This is a genomic window from Pseudomonas sp. TMW22080 (genome assembly GCF_022496745.1).
In the GTDB taxonomy this organism is placed as follows: domain Bacteria; phylum Pseudomonadota; class Gammaproteobacteria; order Pseudomonadales; family Pseudomonadaceae; genus Aquipseudomonas; species Aquipseudomonas bubulae.
Genome location: NZ_SCFF01000002.1, coordinates 46,747 through 67,378, shown reverse-complemented (window position 1 = coordinate 67,378; position 20,632 = coordinate 46,747). Strand labels below are relative to the sequence as shown.

Genomic DNA, 20,632 nt, shown 5'->3' with positions numbered 1-20,632 from the left:
ACTATTTTTTATCCGCAGAGCTATGCGATGAGCCCTCACCGAGGGCAAAAAGTTCTTGGGCCATGGCCAGCGCATCGAGGCGGCCTTCGGCGGAAAGTTTTTTCAGTTGTACGCTGGGGGCATGAAGCAATTTGTTGGTCAGCCCGCGCGCCAGTTGTACCAGCACATCTTCCGGATTGCTGCCGTTGGCGAGCATGCGCTGGGCCTTTTGCAGCTCTTCGTCACGCAGGCGTTCGCTTTGCTGGCGGTAGGCCTTGAGCACATCCACAGCCGCCAGTTCACGCAGGCGCACCATAAAATCGTCAGCGCCTATGCTCACCAGCTCTTCTGCCGCCTGGGCCGCGCCCTGACGGCTCTTGAGGTTTTCCGCAACCACTTCATGCAAGTCATCGACGGTATAGAGGTACACGTCGTCCAGCTCACCGACTTCAGGCTCGATATCCCGGGGAACGGCAATATCGACCATAAAGATCGGTTTGTGCTTGCGCAGCTTCAGGGCGCTTTCGACCGCGCCCTTGCCCAAAATCGGCAATTGGCTGGCCGTGGAGCTGATCACGATGTCGCTGTGTACCAGCTCCTGGGGAATATCCGACAGCAGTACCGCGTGGGCGCCAAACTGCTCAGCCAGGGTACTGGCGCGTTCCAGGGTACGGTTGGCCACCACGATACGCTTTACTCCCAGGTCATGCAGGTGGCGGGCGACCAGGGTAATCGTCTCGCCCGCACCGATCAGCAAGGCCTGGCTGCGCTGCAGATCGCTGAAGATCTGCTTGGCCAGGCTCACCGCGGCAAAGGCCACCGAAACCGGGTTTTCACCGATGGCGGTGTCGGTGCGCACCTGTTTGGCCGAGTTGAACGTGGCCTGGAACAAGCGCCCCAACAACGGCCCGACCGTGCCCGCCTCACGCGCCACGGCATAGGCCGACTTCATCTGGCCGAGAATCTGCGGTTCGCCCAACACCAGCGAATCCAGGCCTGAAGCCACGCGCATCATGTGACGAACGGCTGCGTCGTCTTCATGGATATAGGCGCAGGCACGCAGTTCATCGAGGCTCAGGTCATGATAGTCCGCCAGCCATTGCAGCACACGGTCTGCCGAAAGGTGGTCCTGCTCTATATAGAGCTCGCTGCGATTGCAGGTGGAGAGGATCGCAGCTTCGCGACTGTCGGTTAGGCGGCAGAGCTGCTGCAAGGCCTCAACCAACTGCTCCGGAGTAAAAGCCACGCGCTCGCGGACGTCTACTGAAGCAGTCTTGTGGTTAATACCGAGTGCGAGGAAGGCCATTCAAGATCGCTGATGATGACAAGAAGCCGACAATTGTCCTACTTCGCCAGATTCAGAACAACCATTGCTGACTATTGTCTCTATAGTTAACGTCTGTTGAACACATCATCAGCCCCGGATATCGATAGTCGCACCTGTTATGGTTTGCACCATTGCATGTGTCATGATGCCCAGACCGCAGGTAAGTCGCCCATCTCTTATATGAATAGATCCTCCGCGTTGCTCCTCGCTCTCGTCCTTCTCAGTGGCTGCCAGGCTCTGGCCCCCACGTCCCCGGATGACTCATCCGCGGCAGAAGACGTTTCCTCCACCCCGGAAAAACCCACGGTCTACAGTTCGTTCAGCGAAGACACGCTGTACAGCCTGTTGAGCGCCGAGCTGGCCGGCCAGCGCAATCGTCTGGATATCGCCCTCGATAACTACGTGACGCAAGCGATCAACACGCAGGATCCGGGAGTTTCCGAACGCGCTTTCCGTATCGCCGAGTATCTGGGCGCCGACCAGGCCGCACTGGATACCTCGCTGATCTGGGTGAAAAACGCCCCGGACGATATCGAGGCGCAACGTGCTGCAGCCATTCAGCTGGCGCGCAACGGCCGTTATGACGAATCCCTGGTCTACATGGAAAAAGTCCTGCAGGCCAAGGGTGATACTCACTTCGATTTCCTGGCCCTGGCGGCCATAGAAACCGATGCGGATACCCGGGCAGGTCTGCAAAAAAGTTTTGACAGCCTGCTGGCCAAGCACCCGGACAACGGTCAGCTGATTTTCGGCAAGGCCTTGTTGATGCAACAGGACGGTGATGCCGAAGGCGCGCTGAAGCTACTGGAAAAGAACCCGCCGCAAAACGGCGAAGTTGCCCCGATTCTGTTGCGCGCCCGTTTGTTGCAAAGCCTCAACCGCGGTGATGAAGCGTTGCCCCTGCTGAAAAAAAGCGTCAGCCAGTACCCCGATGACAAGCGCCTGGGCCTGACCTATGCGCGCACCCTGGTCGAGCAGAACCGCATGGCCGAGGCAAAAGTGCAGTTTGCCAGCCTGGTGGAGCAATACCCCGAAGACGATGAGCTGCGATTCTCGCTGGCACTGGTTTGCCTGGAAGGCAAATCCTGGGACGAAGCCGAAGGCTATCTGCAAGAGCTGATCGAGCGCGACAGCCACGTCGACTCGGCGCATCTGAACCTGGGCCGCATCGCCGAAGAACGCAATGATCCGGAGGGCGCACTGGTTGAGTACGCATTGGTAGGTCCCGGCAGCGAATACCTGCCCGCACAACTGCGCCAGGCGGACATCCTGATCAGCCATGGTCGCGGCGCCGAAGCCTCGAAAAAACTGGCCTCGGCCCGTGGTGCACAGCCCGACTACGCCATCCAGCTGTACTTGATAGAAGCCGAAACCCTGGCGGCGAACAACCAGACCGATCGCGCCTGGAACACGCTGCAACAAGCACTCAAGCAATACCCGGACGATCTCAACCTGCTGTATTCACGCGCCATGCTGGCCGAGAAACGTAACGATCTAGATCAGATGGAGCGGGATTTACGCGCCATCATCAAGCGTGAACCTGACAACGCCATGGCATTGAACGCCCTGGGCTATACGCTTTCGGATCGAACCACTCGCTACACGGAAGCCAAGGCGCTGATCCAGCAAGCCTATGATCTGAACCCGGACGACCCTGCTGTGCTCGACAGCCTGGGCTGGGTGAATTATCGCCTTGGCAATCTGGATGAGGCCGAACGCTTGCTGCGCCAGGCGCTGGAGCGTTTTCCTGATCAGGAAGTAGCCGCTCATCTGGGCGAAGTGCTGTGGGCCAATGGCAAGCAGCGTGAAGCGAAAAAAATCTGGGGCACTTTTCTTAAAGAAAATCCTGACAGCCCTATTCTGCGCAAAACCATTTTGCGCCTGACCGGATCAGAGACTCTTTAACTCATGTTTTATCGTCACTTGCGCCATCTCGTGGTTTTCAGCCTGATTGCCGTGCTCGCCGGTTGCGCGGGCTTCGGCGCCCGCGAATCCGTAGAAGGCCACGGCAGCCCTGCCCTGTGGTCAGCCCACAAACAGCAATTGACCCGGCTCGACGGCTGGCAAATCAGCGGCAAAGTCGGCATTCGCGCCCCTAAAGAATCGGGCAGCGCCACGCTGTTCTGGCTGCAGCGCCAGGACTATTACGACATACGCCTTTCCGGTCCGCTGGGCCGCGGAGCCGCTCGCCTGACCGGGCGCCCGGGCAGCGTGCTTCTGGAAGTGGCCAATCAGGGCCGCTATGAAGCACCGACCCCTGAAGCGCTTTTGGGCGAACAATTGGGCTGGAGCCTGCCAGTGTCACATCTGGTCTGGTGGGTACGCGGCTTGCCTGCGCCCGGCAGCAAAAGCCGGGTAACATTGAATGGTGACAGCCGCCTGGCCAACCTGGAACAGGACGGCTGGAAAATCGAATATTTGAGCTATGTCGAGCAAAACGGCTTCTGGCTGCCTGAGCGGGTCAAGCTGCACGGCCCGGATCTGGATGTCACGCTCGTGGTTAAAGATTGGCAACCTCGCTTGTTGGGTCAATAAGATGCAAGACCGTCTGAATCGAAACACTCTGGTTTTGCCCTCACCGGCAAAGCTTAATCTGATGCTGCACATTCTCGGTCGTCGCGAAGATGGCTATCACGAACTGCAAACGCTGTTTCAATTTCTCGACTACGGCGATGAAATGACCTTTGCCGTGCGTGACGACGGAGTCATTTGCCTGCACACCGAATTCCCCGGTGTTGCTCATGACGACAATTTGATCGTCAAGGCCGCAAAAAAGCTTCAGGCACAATCCGCTTGCCCTCTGGGGATCGATATCTGGATCAAAAAAGTGTTGCCCATGGGCGGCGGCATCGGTGGCGGCAGTTCCAATGCCGCCACCACACTGCTCGCGCTCAACCATCTTTGGCAACTGGCCTGGGATGAAGACCGGCTGGCAGCGCTGGGCCTGACTCTTGGGGCCGACGTCCCGGTTTTCGTTCGTGGCCACGCCGCATTTGCTGAAGGTGTCGGCGAAATTCTTACGCCTGCCGAGCCAGAAGAACCCTGGTATCTGGTGCTTGTCCCGCAAGTATCTGTAAGTACTGCAGAAATATTTTCAGATCCGTTGTTGACACGTGACTCTTTGCCCATTAAAGTGCGCCCCGTTCCCAAGGGAAACAGCCGAAACGACTGCGAAGCAGTAGTGAAGGAGCGTTATCCAGAAGTACGTAACGCTTTGAATTTGTTAGGTAAATATACCGAAGCAAAATTAACTGGAACTGGAAGTTGTATATTTGGGGCCTTCCCAAACGAAGCAGATGCTGATAAAGTGCTGCACCTTCTTACAGAGACCCTTACAGGGTTTGTAGCAAAAGGAAGCAACGTTTCGATGTTGCATCGCAAGCTGCAAAATTTGTAAAAGGAAACGGGTACACGGTACTCGTAGCAACAGATACAGGGGCGTCGCCAAGCGGTAAGGCAGCAGGTTTTGATCCTGCCATGCGTTGGTTCGAATCCAGCCGCCCCTGCCATTTCTTATACTCATCCAGGTTACCCTCAGCCTTCAGGTACTGCGCGTGTCCAAGATGATGGTCTTTACGGGGAACGCTAACCCCGATCTGGCTCGGCGTGTCGTACGTCAGCTGCATATCCCACTCGGTGACATCTCTGTCGGCAAGTTTTCCGACGGCGAAATTACCGCTGAGATTAATGAAAATGTCCGCGGTAAAGACGTTTTCATCATTCAGCCGACTTGTGCTCCGACCAACGATAACCTGATGGAACTCGTCGTGATGGCTGATGCCTTCCGCCGCTCCTCAGCGACTCGTATTACTGCTGTTATTCCTTACTTTGGTTATGCCCGTCAGGATCGCCGTCCGCGTTCCGCACGTGTGGCTATCAGCGCAAAAGTTGTTGCTGACATGCTTACCGTAGTCGGCATCGATCGTGTTCTCACGGTTGATTTGCATGCTGACCAAATCCAGGGTTTCTTCGATATTCCTGTAGATAACATCTATGGCTCCCCAGTTTTGGTGGATGACATCGAAGATCAGCGCTTTGAGAACCTTATGATTGTGTCCCCGGATATCGGCGGCGTCGTGCGTGCACGTGCTGTTGCCAAATCCCTGGGCGTCGATCTGGGTATCATCGACAAACGCCGTGAGAAAGCCAATCACTCTGAAGTGATGCATATCATCGGTGATGTCGAAGGGCGTACCTGTATTCTGGTTGATGACATGGTCGATACCGCCGGCACGTTGTGCCACGCGGCTAAAGCCTTGAAAGAGCATGGTGCTTCCAAAGTGTTCGCCTACTGCACACACCCTGTGCTGTCGGGTCGGGCAATCGAGAATATCGAAAATTCCATGCTGGATGAGCTGGTGGTGACTAACACCATCCCGCTGTCCGCTGCCGCACAAGCCTGTTCGCGTATCCGCCAACTGGATATCGCACCGGTTGTGGCTGAAGCGGTTCGCCGCATCAGCAACGAAGAATCGATCAGCGCGATGTTCCGATAAGGGCCCTGCCCTTTCAGGACTTCTGCTGACGAAAAGCGCCCCGCCCCAGCAATCCGTTGGGGCGGGGCTTTTTTGCCCATACCGTCCATGGCGCTGGTCGCAAACGCCAGGGCGGATGTGGTTATTTTGGAGATACAACATGAACGATTTTACTCTGAATGCTGAAGTGCGTTCCGACCTGGGGAAAGGTGCGAGCCGCCGCCTGCGTCGTCTCGCAAGCCTGGTTCCAGCTGTAGTTTACGGTGGCGAAAAAGCCCCTGAATCCATCAGCATGCTGGCTAAAGAAGTTGCCAAACTGCTCGAAAACGAAGCTGCTTACAGCCACGTTATCGAACTGACCGTTGGCGGCGTTAAGCAAAACGTGATCATCAAAGCTCTGCAACGTCACCCGGCTAAAGGCCACGTGATGCACGCTGACTTCGTACGCGTTGTTGCTGGTCAAAAACTGACTGCAATCGTACCGGTTCACTTCGTTGGTGAAGCGGCTCCGATCAAGAAAGGCGGCGAGATCTCCCACGTTGTTGCGGAAATCGAAGTTTCCTGCCTGCCAAAAGACCTGCCTGAATTCATCGAAGTTGACCTGGCTAACGCTGAAGTCGGCTCGATCATTCACCTGTCGGACATCACCGCTCCTAAAGGCGTTGAGTTCGTAGCTCTGGCACACGGTAACGACCTGGCAGTAGCCAACGTTCACGCTCCACGTGTTGCACCAGAAGCAGCAGAGTAATTCATTACTCTGTCGTTGGAGTCTTGAGAAACATCGCGAGCTAACACGCAGCGAGTAAAGCGGACAAGATCGCGAAGTTTACTCACGTAAACCCGCTTTCTTGTCCGTTTTCGCCGCTAACCGTTAGCGGCGATGTTATCCACAACTCCATAGAAGGGCCCTTGTCGTGACCGCCATAAAACTGATCGTTGGCCTGGGAAATCCAGGCACCGAATACGAACAGACCCGGCATAACGCAGGGGCCCTTTTTGTTGAGCGTCTCGCGGCAGCCAATGGGGTAAACCTCGTTGCAGACCGCAAATATTTTGGCCTGACCGGGCGCTTCAGCCACCAGGGTCAGGATGTTCGTCTGTTGATCCCCACCACCTATATGAACCGAAGCGGCCAGGCCGTTGCGGCGCTTGCCGGTTTCTACCGCATTGCGCCGGAATCCATATTGGTGGCCCACGACGAACTCGATCTCCCGCCAGGCGTTGCCAAGCTCAAGCTGGGCGGCGGCCACGGAGGTCACAACGGATTGCGCGACATCATCGCGCAACTGGGGAACAACAAAGATTTCTACCGTCTGCGGCTTGGCATTGGCCACCCGGGCGTCGCCAGCATGGTGTCCAACTTTGTCCTCGGTCGTGCGCCACGCGCCGAACAGGAAAAACTGGATGCCAGCATCGATTTTGCCCTCGGCGTGCTGCCGGATATCCTCGCCGGGGAATGGAACCGTGCGATGAAAAACCTGCACAGCCAGAAGGCCTGACTCTTTTTCCGAGGGGAAACACCATGGGATTCAACTGCGGCATCGTCGGCCTGCCTAACGTCGGCAAGTCCACCCTGTTCAACGCCCTTACCAAGTCCGGTATCGCGGCCGAGAACTTCCCCTTCTGCACGATCGAGCCGAACACCGGTATCGTGCCGATGCCCGACCCACGCCTGGACGCGCTGGCTGCCATCGTCAAGCCACAGCGTATCCTGCCGACCACCATGGAGTTCGTTGATATCGCGGGCCTGGTGGCTGGCGCATCGAAAGGTGAAGGCCTGGGTAACAAGTTCCTGGCCAACATCCGTGAGACCGATGCCATCGCTCACGTGGTCCGCTGCTTTGAAGACGAAAACGTTATTCACGTTTCCAACAGCGTTGACCCGAAACGCGACATCGAAATCATCGACCTTGAGCTGATCTTCGCCGACCTCGACAGCTGCGAAAAGCAACTGCAGAAAGTCGCGCGCAATGCCAAAGGCGGTGACAAGGAAGCCGTAGCCCAAAAAGCCCTGCTGGAACAGCTGATCGCCCACTTCACCCTGGGCAAGCCGGCACGCAGCCTGATCAAGAACATGGACGCAGATGAGAAAGCCATCATCAAAGGCTTCCACCTGCTGACCACCAAGCCGGTGATGTACATCGCCAACGTGGCTGAAGACGGTTTTGAGAACAACCCGTTGCTGGACGTTGTGCTGGCTATCGCTGAAGAAGAAGGCGCGATCGTTGTTCCGGTCTGCAACAAGATCGAAGCAGAAATCGCCGAGCTGGATGACGGCGAAGAGAAAGACATGTTCCTGGAGGCCCTGGGCCTTGAAGAGCCTGGTCTTAACCGTGTGATTCGCGCCGGTTACGAAATGCTGGACCTGCAAACCTACTTCACCGCCGGCGTGCAGGAAGTTCGCGCCTGGACAGTAAAAGTAGGTGCGACCGCCCCTCAAGCAGCCGGTGTGATCCACACCGACTTCGAAAAAGGCTTTATCCGCGCTGAAGTTATCGCCTACGACGATTTCATCAAGTTCAACGGGGAAGCGGGCGCGAAAGAAGCCGGTAAGTGGCGTCTGGAAGGCAAGGAATACATCGTTAAAGACGGTGACGTCCTGCACTTCCGTTTCAACGTGTAATACAGCACACGTATAAAAAACCGCGCCCAGGCGCGGTTTTTTTTGGCCTGGCGTTTGTGGCGCACTCCGGGGCGCAACAACGGTCTATGGTTAACGCCATCTCACCTCATGATCGGGAGCCTCAATGATTCCCCGCGCCAAATTCCTCAGCCGCTATACCGACCCCATAGTCGAAAAAATCAAAGCCCGCTGGTCCCTGGGCTGGCGAGACGCCCTGGCCTCAGCCATTGCCGCCGCACTGGCGTGGATTATCGCCCGGCATTTTTTCGGTCACATACACCCCGTGTTTGCCGCAATCAGTGCCGTGGTGTGCCTGGCTCCAGGCCTGCCCAGTCATGGCAAGCAAGCGGTGGGCCTGATGGTGGGTGTCGCCACCGGGATCATCGTAGGCGAAGCCGCCTTGTGGTTGCCGGATGCTTACCCGTTGGTGCGTATTGGCTTTGCCACCTTCTCTGCCATCGCCATCGCGGCACTCTATGGCCTGGGGGCCGTGGTGCCCATCCAGGCCGGTGTATCGGCGGTGCTGATGCTGGCCGTAGGCCCGGAAAGTGCTGGCGTGGTACGGATGCTTGATGTGGTCGTGGGCTCATGCGTCGGGCTGGTTTTCAGCCAGATACTGCTGACCCCCAACCCGATCGGCATTATCGACAGCTCCGCCAAGGAGTTGCTCGAAAAGCTGGCGTCGGGATTCGGTAAAAGCCTGCAAGCTCTCGAAGGACAAAATGCGGCCAAGGCTCAAAATGCCGTGCAGATATTTTCCAGGGCCCACGACAGCCTTATTGCCCTGGAGAACGGCATCAGCATGGCCCGCAATACCGCCCGCTGGACCTTGCGCGGGCGCTTTGTATCACGGGAAGTCAAAGACATTGCCAGCCGTTACGAGCGCCACGCCGTGCGTTTATACGCCAGCTCCCTGTTGTTTGCAGAAGCCTTTGCCGATGCCTTGCGCAAGGAACAGGGCCCGGCACCGTCCTCCCTCCACGAACGGCTGGCAAACGTTGCTTCAGGGTGCGCCTCGATCGCCAGCGACGATGAACACCCGGTACTCATCCCCGTAGCCGGCGATGAATCGGCCGATGTTGTGTCAGCACCATGGCAGCTGTGCATGCAGCACTTGAGCACCGTTGAAAGCGCCCTTCTGACCTTCGGATTTACGACTCAGGGCGATAGCAGAAAAAACCCTGAATAAAAATACGAATAAATACCCGTTTACCCTTACCTCCACGAAGTTCGATCCATGGAGGTAAGGCACGCTATCCCTACGCCAATAAATACTAATCCTTACCGTGTCTATGTGTTTTAGCTCTCGACAGGCGGCCAGTTCAGGCCTTGGTTTAAACCGTCAACACCTTCAAACTATAAAATAAAAAGCGTTGTTTATACCTGTTTAACATTGCGAATTTCCCCTACCAAAAAAACATGGCGCCGGAGTATATTCAATGGGATCCTTTCGCCCGGACAAAGAGCCTTCAAGCCTATATTTTTCCGATGACACACAACTTCACGCTACTGTCAGAAATGCGGCAGCACAAAATATCGACATAATGCTTCATGGTGAAACAGGCACAGGCAAAGATACATTGGCCGAGCATCTGCATACCTTATCCGGGCGCCGTGGTCGTTATATTGCACTCAATTGCGCGGCCATCCCCGAGAGTCTGGCGGAAAGCCAGTTGTTTGGTGTCACCCAAGGCGCATTCACCGGCGCCCTGCAATCACGTGCAGGATTTATAGAAGCTTCAGATAAAGGCACTCTGTACCTGGATGAAATAGACAGCATGCCGCTGGCTTTGCAGGCCAAATTGTTGCGCGTTCTGGAAACCCGTGGTGTTGAGCGATTGGGCTCGACAACATTCATCCCTGTGGACATGCGTGTGATTGCCTCGGCCCAAACCTCCCTTGCGAAGTTGGTGGCACAAGGTCATTTCAGGTGCGACCTGTACTATCGCCTGAATGTCGTGAACCTGCACTTGCCGCCTTTGCGAGAACGACGCGAATACATTACCCCCTTGTTTATGGAGTTTATTCAGCGTGAGGCCCGGCATTTCAACTCATCCATACCAGTACCGAACACTGCGCTGCTACAACAGATCATCTGTCATGACTGGCCGGGCAATGTCAGGGAGTTACGCTCCGCAGCAAAGCGCTTTGTGCTCGGGCTACCCCCGCTGGATACCTCTTCCTGTGAACAGGAATCCACAATTCTAAATTTAAAAATGCGCCTGCAACAAATAGAAAAGCAGTTGATCGCAGATTGTTTGCGACGCCACTTTAATTGTATCGATTCTGTGGTAATCGAACTTGGGATTGCCAAGCGCACGCTGTACCACCGAATGAAACAATTAGACATTTACTGAGTAGTTCCCACTGGAACTGCCCACATGGATATCGACACTTAAATAGCGAACAGACGTTCTGTTGCACTCCCAATACCGAACCACAGAGGCACATACATGTTCCCTTTACTTTCACTTGTAATGCCCTTTGCGAGCCAGGTCCTCAACGCGCTTGGCGGATTTGGAAACACAAGAATGCCCCCTGCAAACCCGGCAAATACTCACACCAACAATATCGATCACTCTCAAACGAACATATATATAAATAATAAAATTTCGTTCTGACCTTCCTGTAAAAAACCAAGAGGATACAGACCATGATTGGAGCAATAATTGGATTGATTGCAGGAATGTCGCGCGCTGCTGGCGACGACCCCCTCCAAGCGCAAAAGAATTTTGCGCGCGAACAAGAATGGAAAGCCGCCGCGGCCGCCATGCACAAAACGGGAGTTGACACGAGAAACGGCATAGCCGCCGGAGTAATGGACTCAAGTAGCAAGTCAATGAATGCAATCTTTGCAGGTGCCAAGGCCATCTCGTACTGATTTTATTCATACCGCCCCATCTCGAATGGGGCATCCGGCCAATCGGGGCGTGCAGCCACACAAGCATGCAACTACAACTCACAGCTTGAGGTTTCAAATGAAAACCCACTTTCCTTCGAAGCTCCCCCAGGCCGTCTTGAGTGCCTCTGAACTACCCTCGAACACCCCCGAACTGGCCGATATCCATTGGTTCAACGCCTCTTTGCTTGCCACGGCAACTAAAGCAACCAATACCGAGATATCCGATAAATTGACCAGCCACCCACTCAAACAGCGCTCTGCACTTTTAGCGGGTCTGTCGAGTACCGCCGCAAGGGCCCTGCAAAAAGCCAGTACCAGCACCGACCCCCTCGACATGCTCAAATCCACCCGGGCCCTGTCGGCGCTCCACCTTGAGACCGTGCTGAGCGCCAAGATGATCAGCAAGACGTCACAAGCCATCGAAAAACTCACCAATCTGTCTTAGGTAACCGCATGGCAGCGCGCCTGATCAAGAGCGTGTGTTTCCTGCTCGTGCTGGCCGTCACCGGTTGTGGTGAAAGCGTGGTGCTTCACAGCCAGCTCTCCGAACAGGAGGCCAATGCAGTCATTGCAGAACTGGCAGACAAACAGGTCCACGCTCAAAAAGTCCCCGATAAAAATGGCATTTCCATTCGTGTCAGAACAGAAGCTATCAGCCGGGCGATTAACTCGCTGTCGGCGGCTGGCCTGCCCAGAACAAAGCGCTCCACACTGGGTGATATTTTTCGCAAGGAAGGTGTCATTTCTACGCCACTTGAGGAGCGCGCCCGTTACATCTATGCGCTGTCACAAGAGCTTGAAGCCACACTGTCGAGCATTGACGGGGTGATAGTCGCGCGCGTGCATGTGGTACTGCCCGAGCGTGTGGCGCCAGGTGAGGCCGTGCAGCCCGCATCCGCTTCGGTGTTTATCAAACACGATGCCAGACTGGACCCCGACGGCATCCAGTCGCGGGTACGGCGGATGGTTGCCAGCAGCATTCCGGGCATGGCAATGGCAATCGACAACCCGCACAAAATAACCACGGTTTTTGTTCTTGCCGCCGCGTTTCAGGACAACCAGCAACTGCTGTTCTTCGGACCTTTTCTGGTGCCGCAGCAAGACCTGGGGTTCTGGAAAAGCCTGTTCGCTGCACTGGTGACAGGGTGCCTGCTGGCAATCATTACGCCAGTTGTATGGTTAAAGCTGCGCAAAAAGGGCTCTGCATGAATGACATTGATGCCTGGGTACAGTGGTGGGCCTTGCCATGGCGCTACGCTCATCCGCACTGGCAGATCCTTGACGCATCGCCCGCCTTGCTGCGCAACCAGCATGCAGGCGCCAGCAAGAGCTTGGGTATCGCCCCCTGCCTGCCCTGTGCGCCCACAACCAGCCTGATGCAGCTGGCACTGGCGCAACCGGCGCACTATGACGCGTTGCTGCAAAGGGTCGAGCGTATCTGCCGCACTACACCTTCTGCTGCACGGGATGACACGCAGCGTTTGTGGTGCCAGCGCCTTGCCAGGGCTTTGCACACGCAGGACTGGCTCGAGCCCGCCGACGATCCCTTGCAACTGCTCAGAGCATGGCTCGAACCACCGGTCTGGCAGAGGTTGCGACTGCGCTTTGCCCCTGCACGGATCGAAACGCTGGAGCAAAAACCGGTGCCGGCCATTTCACCGGCCAAACTCCGAACGCTCTGGCAAACAGTGTTGTGGCACACACGACCCCGCGACGAGGGGCACAACCATGCTGACACGCCGCACGATTGAGCTGCAGCCAGGCGCAACCGGGCTGCCCCAGGTACTGATCAGCAGCCAGAACCTGATCGATTGCGGCCTGGCCAATGAGGTGCTGGCCCAGGCACGTGCCCAGGCAGACGAACTGCTGAGCAACGCTGAAAACGCTGCCGAAACGCTGCTGCAAAAGGCCCACAGCGAATTCTGGCAACAGGCCAATGCCCATCTGGCGCGTTGGCAACAGGAACATGGCGCCTTGTGCCAAGCGATTGAAACCAGCGCCTCGCAAGTGGTCAATCAGGCTCTGGAGCGATTGCTCGGTGAGGTGCCGCCACAGATGCGAATCAATGCCTTGCTGGCGCAACTGCTGCCAGCCCAATGCCCGCCATTGAATGCAACCCTGCGCTGCCACCCGCAGATGCTTGCACCTGTACGGCAGTGGCTAAGCACCCGCCCGGATACCGCATGGCAACTGCAAGCAGATGAACGCCTCGACCCCTTCGCTCTGGTGCTGGTCACTGCGCAACACGACCTGCGCATTGACTGGGCCACAACGCTCAAGGCGCTGCTGATCCCCATGACCACTGATGGAACTGATCCGGCAGGAGCTACCACTGAGTGGTGAGTATTGACTGATGGAGGTTCTATGGCTTCGTTCGAAAGCATTCAGCGTCGCATTGACACCCGCTTTATCCAGGCCCAAAAAAAACTGGAGGAGATCGCCCTGAACAATCAAGCAAGCCCCGAAGACATGCAGCGCTTCCTCGACGCTTCACAAAAAATGGCCATTGCCAGTTTCTCGATCAACGAGCAAACCCGATTCAAGCACAGCCTGACCAAAAGCATTATTGATGCCGTGCAGTGATGCTCAGGTTCAAGCACTCCTTGCAACGGACCCTGTTGCCAGCTCTTTTTTTGCTAGCCAACGGGGCGATGGCCGCCGTTCCACAGGAGTGGCAAAAAACGCCTTATGCCCATGAAGCCAATAACCTGTCAGTGCCTGATTTTCTAGGGGCCTTTGCCCATACCGTGGGCCTGCAACTACAGATTGATGGCGCGCTTCAAGGCGTCGTAAACGGCAAGCTACGCGCCGACACGCTCACCGGTTTAATGGAGCGGCTTGCACTGGAACACCGTTTCCAGTGGTTTGTGCATAACAACACGCTCTACATCAGTTCGCTTGACCAGCAGACCACGAGCCGCCTTGAAGTTGCGGACGATACCATTGCCGATCTGAAGCAGGCCCTGACCCGGATAGGCCTGCTGGATGAGCGTTTCGGCTGGGGCGAGTTGCCGGAGATCGGCGTGGTACTGGTGTCCGGGCCCAAACGCTATATCGAGCAGATCAGGCAGTTCAGTCGCAAACGGGCAGAACCCGCCAATAAACAGGATGTGCTGACTTTCACACTGCAGTTCGCCAATGCGGCAGACCGGCAGATCGATTATCGGGGCGAAAAACTGAGTGTGCCCGGTATCGCCAGCTTGTTGCGCGGGTTGCTCGATACCAAGTCATCGAGCCCGTTCGCTGCTCCCTCCCCCGGCCCCTCGCCAGTATCCGGCACGGCCTCCCCCATGCCTTATTCAAGCAATCCACCACTGCCCGCGCTCACCGCCGATTTGAAATCATCAGGCCTGAACGCCATCCGCGTGGAGGCCGATGTACGTAACAACAGCGTGTTGATCTACGACGCCAGCGAACGCGGGACGCTCTATCAGGCACTGATCGCCAAGCTCGATGTCCCGCGCAAACTCGTGGAAATAGACGCCGTGATTCTCGATATCAACCGCACCCAACTCAACGAACTGGGGACGAAATGGGGCTTTCAGAGCGGCCGTTTCGGGATGGCTACTGGGTTGTCTGGCACTTCCCCGACAACCGTGTCCATGATCCAGGCTGACCGTTTTGCAGCCGAGATCAAGGCGCTTGAAGCCCGCGGGCTGGCAACGGTGGTATCCAACCCCTCGATCATGACCCTGGAAAACCAGCCCGCTGTTATCGATTTCAATCGCACGCAATATATCCAGGCCGTCGGTGAGGGCGTGGCCAACATCATGCCGGTCACCACCGGCACCAGTTTCCAGGTCATACCCCGGGTAATCGAAGCCAGTGGCGCCAATCAGATTCACCTGATCATCGATATCGAAGACGGCACCTTTGCCGACAACACAGGGCAGCATTCCACACCGGATGTTCGCAAAGGCAACATCAGTACCCAGGCAGTGATCCACGAAAAACAATCCCTGGTCATCGGCGGTTTTCATGTCGCTGAAGAGGTCGACAGCCGCAATCAAGTCCCTGTATTGGGAAATATCCCATGGCTGGGCAAGCTGCTGTTTTCGTCCACGCAGAACACTAAAAATCGCCGTGAGCGACTGTTTATCCTGACACCCCGCCTGATTGGCGACCAGACCAACCCTGCCCGCTACCTGCCACAATCGGATCAGGCGCAACTGGAGGCAGCGCTGACCCCATTGAGACGGCGTGATGCGAAGCAGCCAGTGATTCAGCGCTCCGACATTACCCGGGTGTTCCGCCAACTGGTCACGGGCCACGTGCCTGGCCGGTTCACAGCGATGCCGATGCCGCCCCGGACGGGCAGCCTGTGCAAAGCGTTCACGTCTCTGAAGGTCGATACCGAGCGTCATCAGTGGTACGAAAGTGAGGACTACAACGTGGCCGTACTGGTATTGCACAACCAGAGCCAGAGCCGGGTGCGCGTCGATGAACGTGATTGCAGCACTGCCGGCACCCTGGCGGTGAGTATCTGGCCGACTCCGTGGCTGGCGCCCGGCGAACGTGCGGAGGTGTTTATCGCGACACGAGCACCCGACCCCGACGAACAATCAAGCGTGTCTCGGCCATCATTGCTGGAGGCCACGCCATGACTCGGCTGATCGCAGTTGCCATGGCGGCGGCCCTGGCTGGACTGTTGCAAGGCTGCACCTCGGATTGCCGTGCAGACCTGTGCGCGCGCCCGGCCTCCAGCGCCAGGACGCTGGTGATCTGGTGGCCACCACACATGCGTACAGAAACAGGCTCGTATGCTGAACGTTCAGACCATCACGTTGTGCCTCTGGAACCCTAGATCAACCGTGCAACGACCCATTGCCCCGGTGATCTGAAGACATTCAAACCCACGCATCCAATCCTGCGCAGAGTCTTAGCCCCCACCCCCATGTACCGGCCTGTCTGATTATCAGCCAGGCCGGTATTGTCGTTACATCAAAGGGCTGCGGCCATGCCGGATCTTTTGGTCAAGCTGCTCGGGATTCAGCTCCCGAATACGAGCCGAGGGCAACGTATCCTTGAACTCAACGCGCAAGGGAGTGTTCTGATCCATACCGTATTTCAACTCAATGTTGAGGAGTTTGCAGGAATTGCTCAAGGCTGCCCTGCTGGAGTAGGCCACAAGAGGAATGGGGGTCTTCATAGCGTCGGTTCTAGTTGCCGTATAGCTTACAGCCAAGGTTTTAATCCGCAGGTTGTCCGGGTTTTCCAGGGCCTTTTGCACATCATTTATGGCGTTAGGCCCATCCCCTATCTGATTGTCAATCATGCGCAGCACCTTCGGCTTGACCTCCAGCCTGATCACTACCGAGGTGCCCTGGCTGCTTTCCAGGTCGTTGATGATCCGCTCGAATTGTGGCTGCTGGGCAAACAGCCGGAGAATTGCCGCCTTGTTAGCAGGCGCAGCGTCATTCAGCCACTCATGGTCAGGGCCACCTTTTACCCCCACATAGGAAACCGTTCTTTCAACTGATTTGAGTGCTCGCCGACCTTGTGCGGCCAGCGCCTCCTGGTGAAGGCAGGTTTGCAGCTGTTCATTGAGGGCATGGTGCTCTTCAGAACGGGTAGCGGGTGACGGTAGCTGAATGAATAGACGATGCAGATGTTGCAGTTGCTCCACCAGTGGGCCCTGTGCTGCAAACGAGGTCAGGTGTTGCTTGAGTGGCGCAGAATGCCGGGACAAGGCATCGCGTAATCCATTGACTTGCGCCTGATCGATCACAGCAGGCTGCTTGAAGGTAAAACGCATGCTGCGGGCAACACTGCGATCAAACCCCAGGGTGAACGAAGAATCACTCGTGATATACGGCACCCACGTAGGTCCATCGGCACCGAGCTGAGTCCACAAGGCGCCATTGGCCGGCGCCATACCTAAAGAGGCACTGCCTCTGGCTAACCATTGGGTATTCACGCTTTGGGCCCGGGTTATTTCATCCTGCCCCAAGACGACAGCGCTACGTTGATCAACATGAAACAGTTGAAGCCCCCCCCCCGCATTCACCATAGTACGTACCAGGCCACCAGGTGTATTCGAGGTTTCCGGCATCAACATGTGAAAGCGGGGCTGCACATGAGCGGAAACACTCAAGTCCAAAGCATTTTTCGAGCTCGTGCCGCTCTTGTGATTGCTGCCAAGATCCAGCAAGTCGAAAACGTTCCCTTTCTCCCCGGTGAGGATGGCCATCATTGCGGGAAAATCTGCCTCCCTGATATCAAAGCTGACGCTTTGCTCGTTTTCATGCGTCAACGCCAATGTAGTCTCAGCCCCTACCCTGAGCCGGCCTTCGAGTGGCACCTCGGAGGGAAGCAACATGTTACCGACGCCTACAGAACCAGTGACGGTATGGCCAGTGCCCATATTGATGTCAACGCTGACCCCCTGATCGGTTCGAGTCAGCGTTATGCCGTTGGTATTGTCTCTTGAAACACCCCCTATGATTTCAAGCAACGGGACTGGAAGTAAGAACAGGGATGCCGATAAGGTTTTGCTCCGGCTCGATGCAACTGACTGGCCGCTTTCAGACTTTTGAATGCATTGAAGCAGAGCCTGCTTGACCGTCTCTTGTGGATTGAGCCCCAAGGTAGTGGTTATATGAAAATTGAGCGCTGATCCCGGGGTACCCAAGTCCCTGGCCAACAATTTGAAGTTGTTATAGAGCGTTTCTGCCTGCTTCAATCCATTGATGCTCTGCGATGTTTTCTTGTGTACCGGGCTGTTTTGATAGTTCTCTATCGCACTCTCCAGGCGGGCTGTTATTTCGGCCTGATCAGGCGCTTTACCCTCCAGCCGATCGACCAGTTTGACCAGCCTGAAAAGTGTGCGGGCGTGCTGAATCAAATCGCTCTCGATCAGCCCGGTCGAATTGCTCAAATCACGTTTCAGGCCAGCGTCGTGCAACGACAAACAAACTCCCTGTTTTTCGTAACTGCGCAGCAAGGCCGCTGTGATATCAGACTTTGAAGACCCCATATTCTCGAAGGACTGGCGAATTCGGGACAGGTTGCTCGCTGAGCCTTCAGTGGGTTTGCCACTCGTTGTGGGCAGATAATCCGGGATCACACGGGCTCCCTTGATGTCGCCCAATCGCCTGGCCAATTGCACGCTGTACTCTTCTACCTGACTCATAAAATGCTTGAGTTTTGTGGCCAGGGCCTGGGTTGGCTTGCCCTCGCCCAGGCGGTCAAGGCGACTTGAAATATCCATCGTACGGGGTGTCACGCTCGCCAGCGTACGCAATAGCCCCTGCAGTTCCCGCACATCCGCGTAGAGGTCTGCCAGCCCGCGTCGCCCTTTAACATCATGCTGGATACCAAGGCCGATATTCTTGATCCCCTGAACAGGATGAAAATGGGCTAAAGCACTTTTAATAACCCCACGATCAACCGACAGGGCTTCAGTCTTGTGGCCAAAACAATCGGAGGTCACGGCCCAGGAGGTGCCGTTGTCCTGACTCTTCAACTCAGCGTTGCCCAACACCGTACCCAGTGATCTCGCGGGGGTGTTTGAGTGTGCCGTTAAAGGTTTCCATTGCGGGTCGCCATCCGCTGAAACAATCAACTGCCGATAGTGTTCACCCCATCTTTTTTGTTGCGCATTGTTTTCACCCCAGCTGACGATCAATTGCTGACCTGCTCCCATACGCAACGACTTGACCGGCGCATTGTCCGGCACCGGCACGGGAGTCCAGGTGAGCGCTGAGGTGCAAGGGGTTTGCCAGTGAGCCTTGTCGAGCTTGAGCAGTTCGCCGGCGCCGGTCTGTGCATACAGATCTCCCTGACGGTCAAGTGCCAGCGCCACAAGCTCTTTAGGCCGGGTAAAGGTCAAGACCCTGGCCTTTCCGTTGACGTGGGCAATCAGCTTGTTTTCAGCATCAAGCGTTACAAATTGCCTGGCGTTATCGATAGCAAAACCGGTGATCTTTCGCTCGTTATTCTCAACCATGGCGCCACCAAGGTTGATATGGGCATGAGCATCATTAACAGGTGTCAGGTCATAACTGGCACCGCTGTACGCAGCATCCCGCGTTTTATGGATTGCCAGCGCTTTCAGCTCTGCACCTTGCAATACATAAGCGCGACCATCCAGGCCACGCTCCAGTCGCTCCACATTGTGGTGAGCGCTTTTATCCCATTGCTGTGAGCGCTCGTTCCAGCACAGCAATGTGTTGCCCTCAAGCGCAACCTTGCCCCGCGGCCCAAGGTCCACACTACCGGCGAGTGTCTGCAGCCCTGGCTCGGGCAAACCTGTGTCGTTCACTCTGAGGATCACATCACTGAGGTTCCAGCCCGATGCCTGATCAGGGCCATGGCTCAAAGGGGTGCTGTGTAACTGGCGGCGGGAGTCGAGGACAAGGGCGTTGAGCCGGCCTTGATCATCATGCATAAAGCCCTTGATGCTGACTGCGCCCTGATGCAGCTGCTCAAGATTATCGAGTGGTTCAGGGCGCATGACCAATTGCCCGTCTTCGGCATTGCGCAGGTTCGCGCACAAAAACTCACCCTGAGGTGTCGAGGCGTACAGCACATCACCCGCCAGCCCCAGATGCGCCAGTTGCACCGGTTTACCCGACTCGTTGACGGGAACAAGACAAAGAGCAGCATCGGCTGTGTCGCGGCTGATTTTTAGCGTGAAACCCTCAAGGCTCGCCTGCGTTTTACCATCAATGCTCATGTCTGCGACCCCCTGCGGCACTTTCATCAGTTGCCCTTGAGCACTCAAGCCAATACGGCTGTATCGGGCCTCGTCCTTGTCGGGCAACCAACGAAGCGTCTGTGCTTCTAACCGGTACAGGCGTTGCTCGACCACACGAAACTGGCCGCCTTCGGCGGTTGTTTGCACACCGCTTATCTGCCCCAGATGGGCACGCCCGGGATTGATCGGGGGCGATGGGTAAAAACTCAGGGGAAGACTGCTTTTAAGTACTGCAGCGGCCGCAGGGGTGGACTGGATATGAAATACATTAAATTTGTCGTCCCTGATTCGCAGGTTCCGGGCAGGGCCTGCGTAAGTGGCATCTTGCTTGAACGGCCTGGACAACTGATTCAGTTGGGCGGCAATGTCCTGGCCCACATACGAGCCTTGGGTCACGACTTTTCCTTCAACCAGGCTGGCGCTGAATGCCAGAGAGGGCTGCTGATAATGACGAAAACCGGTCATTTGCACCGATTCGGTGGGGCCAGAAGTGTTCGGGGAGGCTGTGCCGCGCATTTCTGACGGCGCTGGCTTTGCGGGTTCAAAAAAATTGACGTCCATGACTGCTCAACTCTGACTGGCTGATGAAGAGTGAGTGACCATGTAATAGCGCCCGGTTCCTGCCCCG

Annotated in this window: 19 protein-coding genes and 1 tRNA gene; 18 read left to right on the top strand and 2 right to left on the bottom strand. The window is 56.2% G+C overall.

Annotated elements, in window-relative coordinates; all coding sequences use genetic code 11:
* Position 1: 1 nt before the first annotated feature.
* Complete coding sequence (gene hemA / locus EQV96_RS06630; protein ID WP_095003174.1) at positions 2-1,285, bottom strand: glutamyl-tRNA reductase; 1,284 nt, start codon at positions 1,283-1,285, stop codon at positions 2-4.
* 201 nt (positions 1,286-1,486) lie between these two features.
* Here hemA and EQV96_RS06625 point away from each other — a divergent pair, with 201 nt between their 5' ends.
* The 18 genes from EQV96_RS06625 (at position 1,487) to hrpT (ending at position 16,110) form a co-directional block, all read left to right on the top strand.
* On the top strand, positions 1,487-3,211 hold the full coding sequence (locus tag EQV96_RS06625; protein ID WP_095024935.1) for a tetratricopeptide repeat protein: 1,725 nt from the start codon (positions 1,487-1,489) through the stop codon (positions 3,209-3,211).
* A 3-nt stretch (positions 3,212-3,214) separates the two neighbouring features.
* Positions 3,215-3,841, top strand: a complete 627-nt coding sequence (lolB, locus tag EQV96_RS06620; RefSeq protein WP_095021221.1) for a lipoprotein insertase outer membrane protein LolB — start codon at positions 3,215-3,217, stop codon at positions 3,839-3,841.
* Positions 3,842-3,854: 13 nt separating this feature from the next.
* Entirely contained in the window at positions 3,855-4,703 is an 849-nt protein-coding gene (gene ispE, locus EQV96_RS06615) for a 4-(cytidine 5'-diphospho)-2-C-methyl-D-erythritol kinase (RefSeq protein ID WP_095019685.1), read from the top strand.
* A 37-nt stretch (positions 4,704-4,740) separates the two neighbouring features.
* Positions 4,741-4,815 (top strand) — tRNA-Gln (locus EQV96_RS06610).
* Between the two features lie 45 nt (positions 4,816-4,860).
* Entirely contained in the window at positions 4,861-5,802 is a 942-nt protein-coding gene (locus tag EQV96_RS06605; RefSeq protein WP_019825119.1) for a ribose-phosphate pyrophosphokinase, read from the top strand.
* A gap of 139 nt (positions 5,803-5,941) precedes the next feature.
* Positions 5,942-6,529 (top strand): 50S ribosomal protein L25/general stress protein Ctc, encoded by a 588-nt coding sequence (locus tag EQV96_RS06600; RefSeq protein WP_095003177.1) that lies wholly within the window; start codon positions 5,942-5,944, stop codon positions 6,527-6,529.
* A 166-nt stretch (positions 6,530-6,695) separates the two neighbouring features.
* Entirely contained in the window at positions 6,696-7,280 is a 585-nt protein-coding gene (pth, locus tag EQV96_RS06595; protein ID WP_016781749.1) for an aminoacyl-tRNA hydrolase, read from the top strand.
* Between the two features lie 23 nt (positions 7,281-7,303).
* Complete coding sequence (gene ychF / locus EQV96_RS06590; RefSeq protein ID WP_086798695.1) at positions 7,304-8,404, top strand: redox-regulated ATPase YchF; 1,101 nt, start codon at positions 7,304-7,306, stop codon at positions 8,402-8,404.
* A 124-nt stretch (positions 8,405-8,528) separates the two neighbouring features.
* Positions 8,529-9,593: an FUSC family protein gene (locus EQV96_RS06585; protein ID WP_240881648.1), complete on the top strand. Its 1,065-nt coding sequence runs from the start codon at positions 8,529-8,531 to the stop codon at positions 9,591-9,593.
* A 250-nt stretch (positions 9,594-9,843) separates the two neighbouring features.
* Complete coding sequence (locus EQV96_RS06580; protein ID WP_240881645.1) at positions 9,844-10,761, top strand: sigma-54 dependent transcriptional regulator; 918 nt, start codon at positions 9,844-9,846, stop codon at positions 10,759-10,761.
* Positions 10,762-11,057: 296 nt separating this feature from the next.
* Positions 11,058-11,285 carry a hypothetical protein gene (locus EQV96_RS06575; RefSeq protein ID WP_095019655.1) on the top strand — a complete coding sequence of 76 codons (228 nt, stop codon included), beginning with the start codon at positions 11,058-11,060 and terminating at the stop codon, positions 11,283-11,285.
* 97 nt (positions 11,286-11,382) lie between these two features.
* Positions 11,383-11,751, top strand: coding sequence for an EscI/YscI/HrpB family type III secretion system inner rod protein (locus tag EQV96_RS06570; protein WP_095003181.1), 369 nt, complete (start codon positions 11,383-11,385; stop codon positions 11,749-11,751).
* 8 nt (positions 11,752-11,759) lie between these two features.
* Positions 11,760-12,515, top strand: coding sequence for a type III secretion inner membrane ring lipoprotein SctJ (sctJ, locus tag EQV96_RS06565; RefSeq protein ID WP_095019656.1), 756 nt, complete (start codon positions 11,760-11,762; stop codon positions 12,513-12,515).
* On the top strand, positions 12,512-13,057 hold the full coding sequence (locus EQV96_RS06560) for a type III secretion protein (protein WP_095021243.1): 546 nt from the start codon (positions 12,512-12,514) through the stop codon (positions 13,055-13,057). Before sctJ ends, EQV96_RS06560 begins: the two co-directional genes overlap by 4 nt.
* Positions 13,035-13,649, top strand: coding sequence for a type III secretion system stator protein SctL (gene sctL / locus EQV96_RS06555; protein ID WP_095021224.1), 615 nt, complete (start codon positions 13,035-13,037; stop codon positions 13,647-13,649). Before EQV96_RS06560 ends, sctL begins: the two co-directional genes overlap by 23 nt.
* A 21-nt stretch (positions 13,650-13,670) precedes the next feature.
* A complete protein-coding gene (locus tag EQV96_RS06550) occupies positions 13,671-13,889 on the top strand; it encodes a type III secretion protein HrpF (RefSeq protein WP_095019658.1) in 219 nt (72 codons plus the stop codon).
* A gap of 35 nt (positions 13,890-13,924) precedes the next feature.
* A complete protein-coding gene (gene sctC / locus EQV96_RS06545; RefSeq protein ID WP_240881641.1) occupies positions 13,925-15,910 on the top strand; it encodes a type III secretion system outer membrane ring subunit SctC in 1,986 nt (661 codons plus the stop codon).
* Positions 15,907-16,110: an HrpT family type III secretion system protein gene (gene hrpT, locus EQV96_RS06540; RefSeq protein ID WP_095031450.1), complete on the top strand. Its 204-nt coding sequence runs from the start codon at positions 15,907-15,909 to the stop codon at positions 16,108-16,110. Before sctC ends, hrpT begins: the two co-directional genes overlap by 4 nt.
* Before the next feature lie 132 nt (positions 16,111-16,242).
* Here the strand turns inward: hrpT and EQV96_RS06535 are convergent, their stop codons facing one another.
* Positions 16,243-20,565, bottom strand: a complete 4,323-nt coding sequence (locus EQV96_RS06535; RefSeq protein ID WP_240881639.1) for an AvrE-family type 3 secretion system effector — start codon at positions 20,563-20,565, stop codon at positions 16,243-16,245.
* Positions 20,566-20,632: the final 67 nt, after the last annotated feature.

Excerpts from the sequence above, each read along its gene's own strand:
- hemA (WP_095003174.1), bottom strand. The coding sequence starts at position 1,285 with ATGGCCTTCCTCGCACTCGGTATTAACCACAAGACTGCTTCAGTAGAC.
- EQV96_RS06625 (WP_095024935.1), top strand. The coding sequence starts at position 1,487 with ATGAATAGATCCTCCGCGTTGCTCCTCGCTCTCGTCCTTCTCAGTGGC.
- lolB (WP_095021221.1), top strand. The coding sequence starts at position 3,215 with ATGTTTTATCGTCACTTGCGCCATCTCGTGGTTTTCAGCCTGATTGCC.
- EQV96_RS06600 (WP_095003177.1), top strand. The coding sequence starts at position 5,942 with ATGAACGATTTTACTCTGAATGCTGAAGTGCGTTCCGACCTGGGGAAA.
- ychF (WP_086798695.1), top strand. The coding sequence starts at position 7,304 with ATGGGATTCAACTGCGGCATCGTCGGCCTGCCTAACGTCGGCAAGTCC.
- EQV96_RS06585 (WP_240881648.1), top strand. The coding sequence starts at position 8,529 with ATGATTCCCCGCGCCAAATTCCTCAGCCGCTATACCGACCCCATAGTC.
- EQV96_RS06580 (WP_240881645.1), top strand. The coding sequence starts at position 9,844 with ATGGGATCCTTTCGCCCGGACAAAGAGCCTTCAAGCCTATATTTTTCC.
- EQV96_RS06575 (WP_095019655.1), top strand. The coding sequence starts at position 11,058 with ATGATTGGAGCAATAATTGGATTGATTGCAGGAATGTCGCGCGCTGCT.
- EQV96_RS06570 (WP_095003181.1), top strand. The coding sequence starts at position 11,383 with ATGAAAACCCACTTTCCTTCGAAGCTCCCCCAGGCCGTCTTGAGTGCC.
- sctJ (WP_095019656.1), top strand. The coding sequence starts at position 11,760 with ATGGCAGCGCGCCTGATCAAGAGCGTGTGTTTCCTGCTCGTGCTGGCC.
- EQV96_RS06560 (WP_095021243.1), top strand. The coding sequence starts at position 12,512 with ATGAATGACATTGATGCCTGGGTACAGTGGTGGGCCTTGCCATGGCGC.
- sctL (WP_095021224.1), top strand. The coding sequence starts at position 13,035 with ATGCTGACACGCCGCACGATTGAGCTGCAGCCAGGCGCAACCGGGCTG.
- EQV96_RS06550 (WP_095019658.1), top strand. The coding sequence starts at position 13,671 with ATGGCTTCGTTCGAAAGCATTCAGCGTCGCATTGACACCCGCTTTATC.
- hrpT (WP_095031450.1), top strand. The coding sequence starts at position 15,907 with ATGACTCGGCTGATCGCAGTTGCCATGGCGGCGGCCCTGGCTGGACTG.
- EQV96_RS06535 (WP_240881639.1), bottom strand. The coding sequence starts at position 20,565 with ATGGACGTCAATTTTTTTGAACCCGCAAAGCCAGCGCCGTCAGAAATG.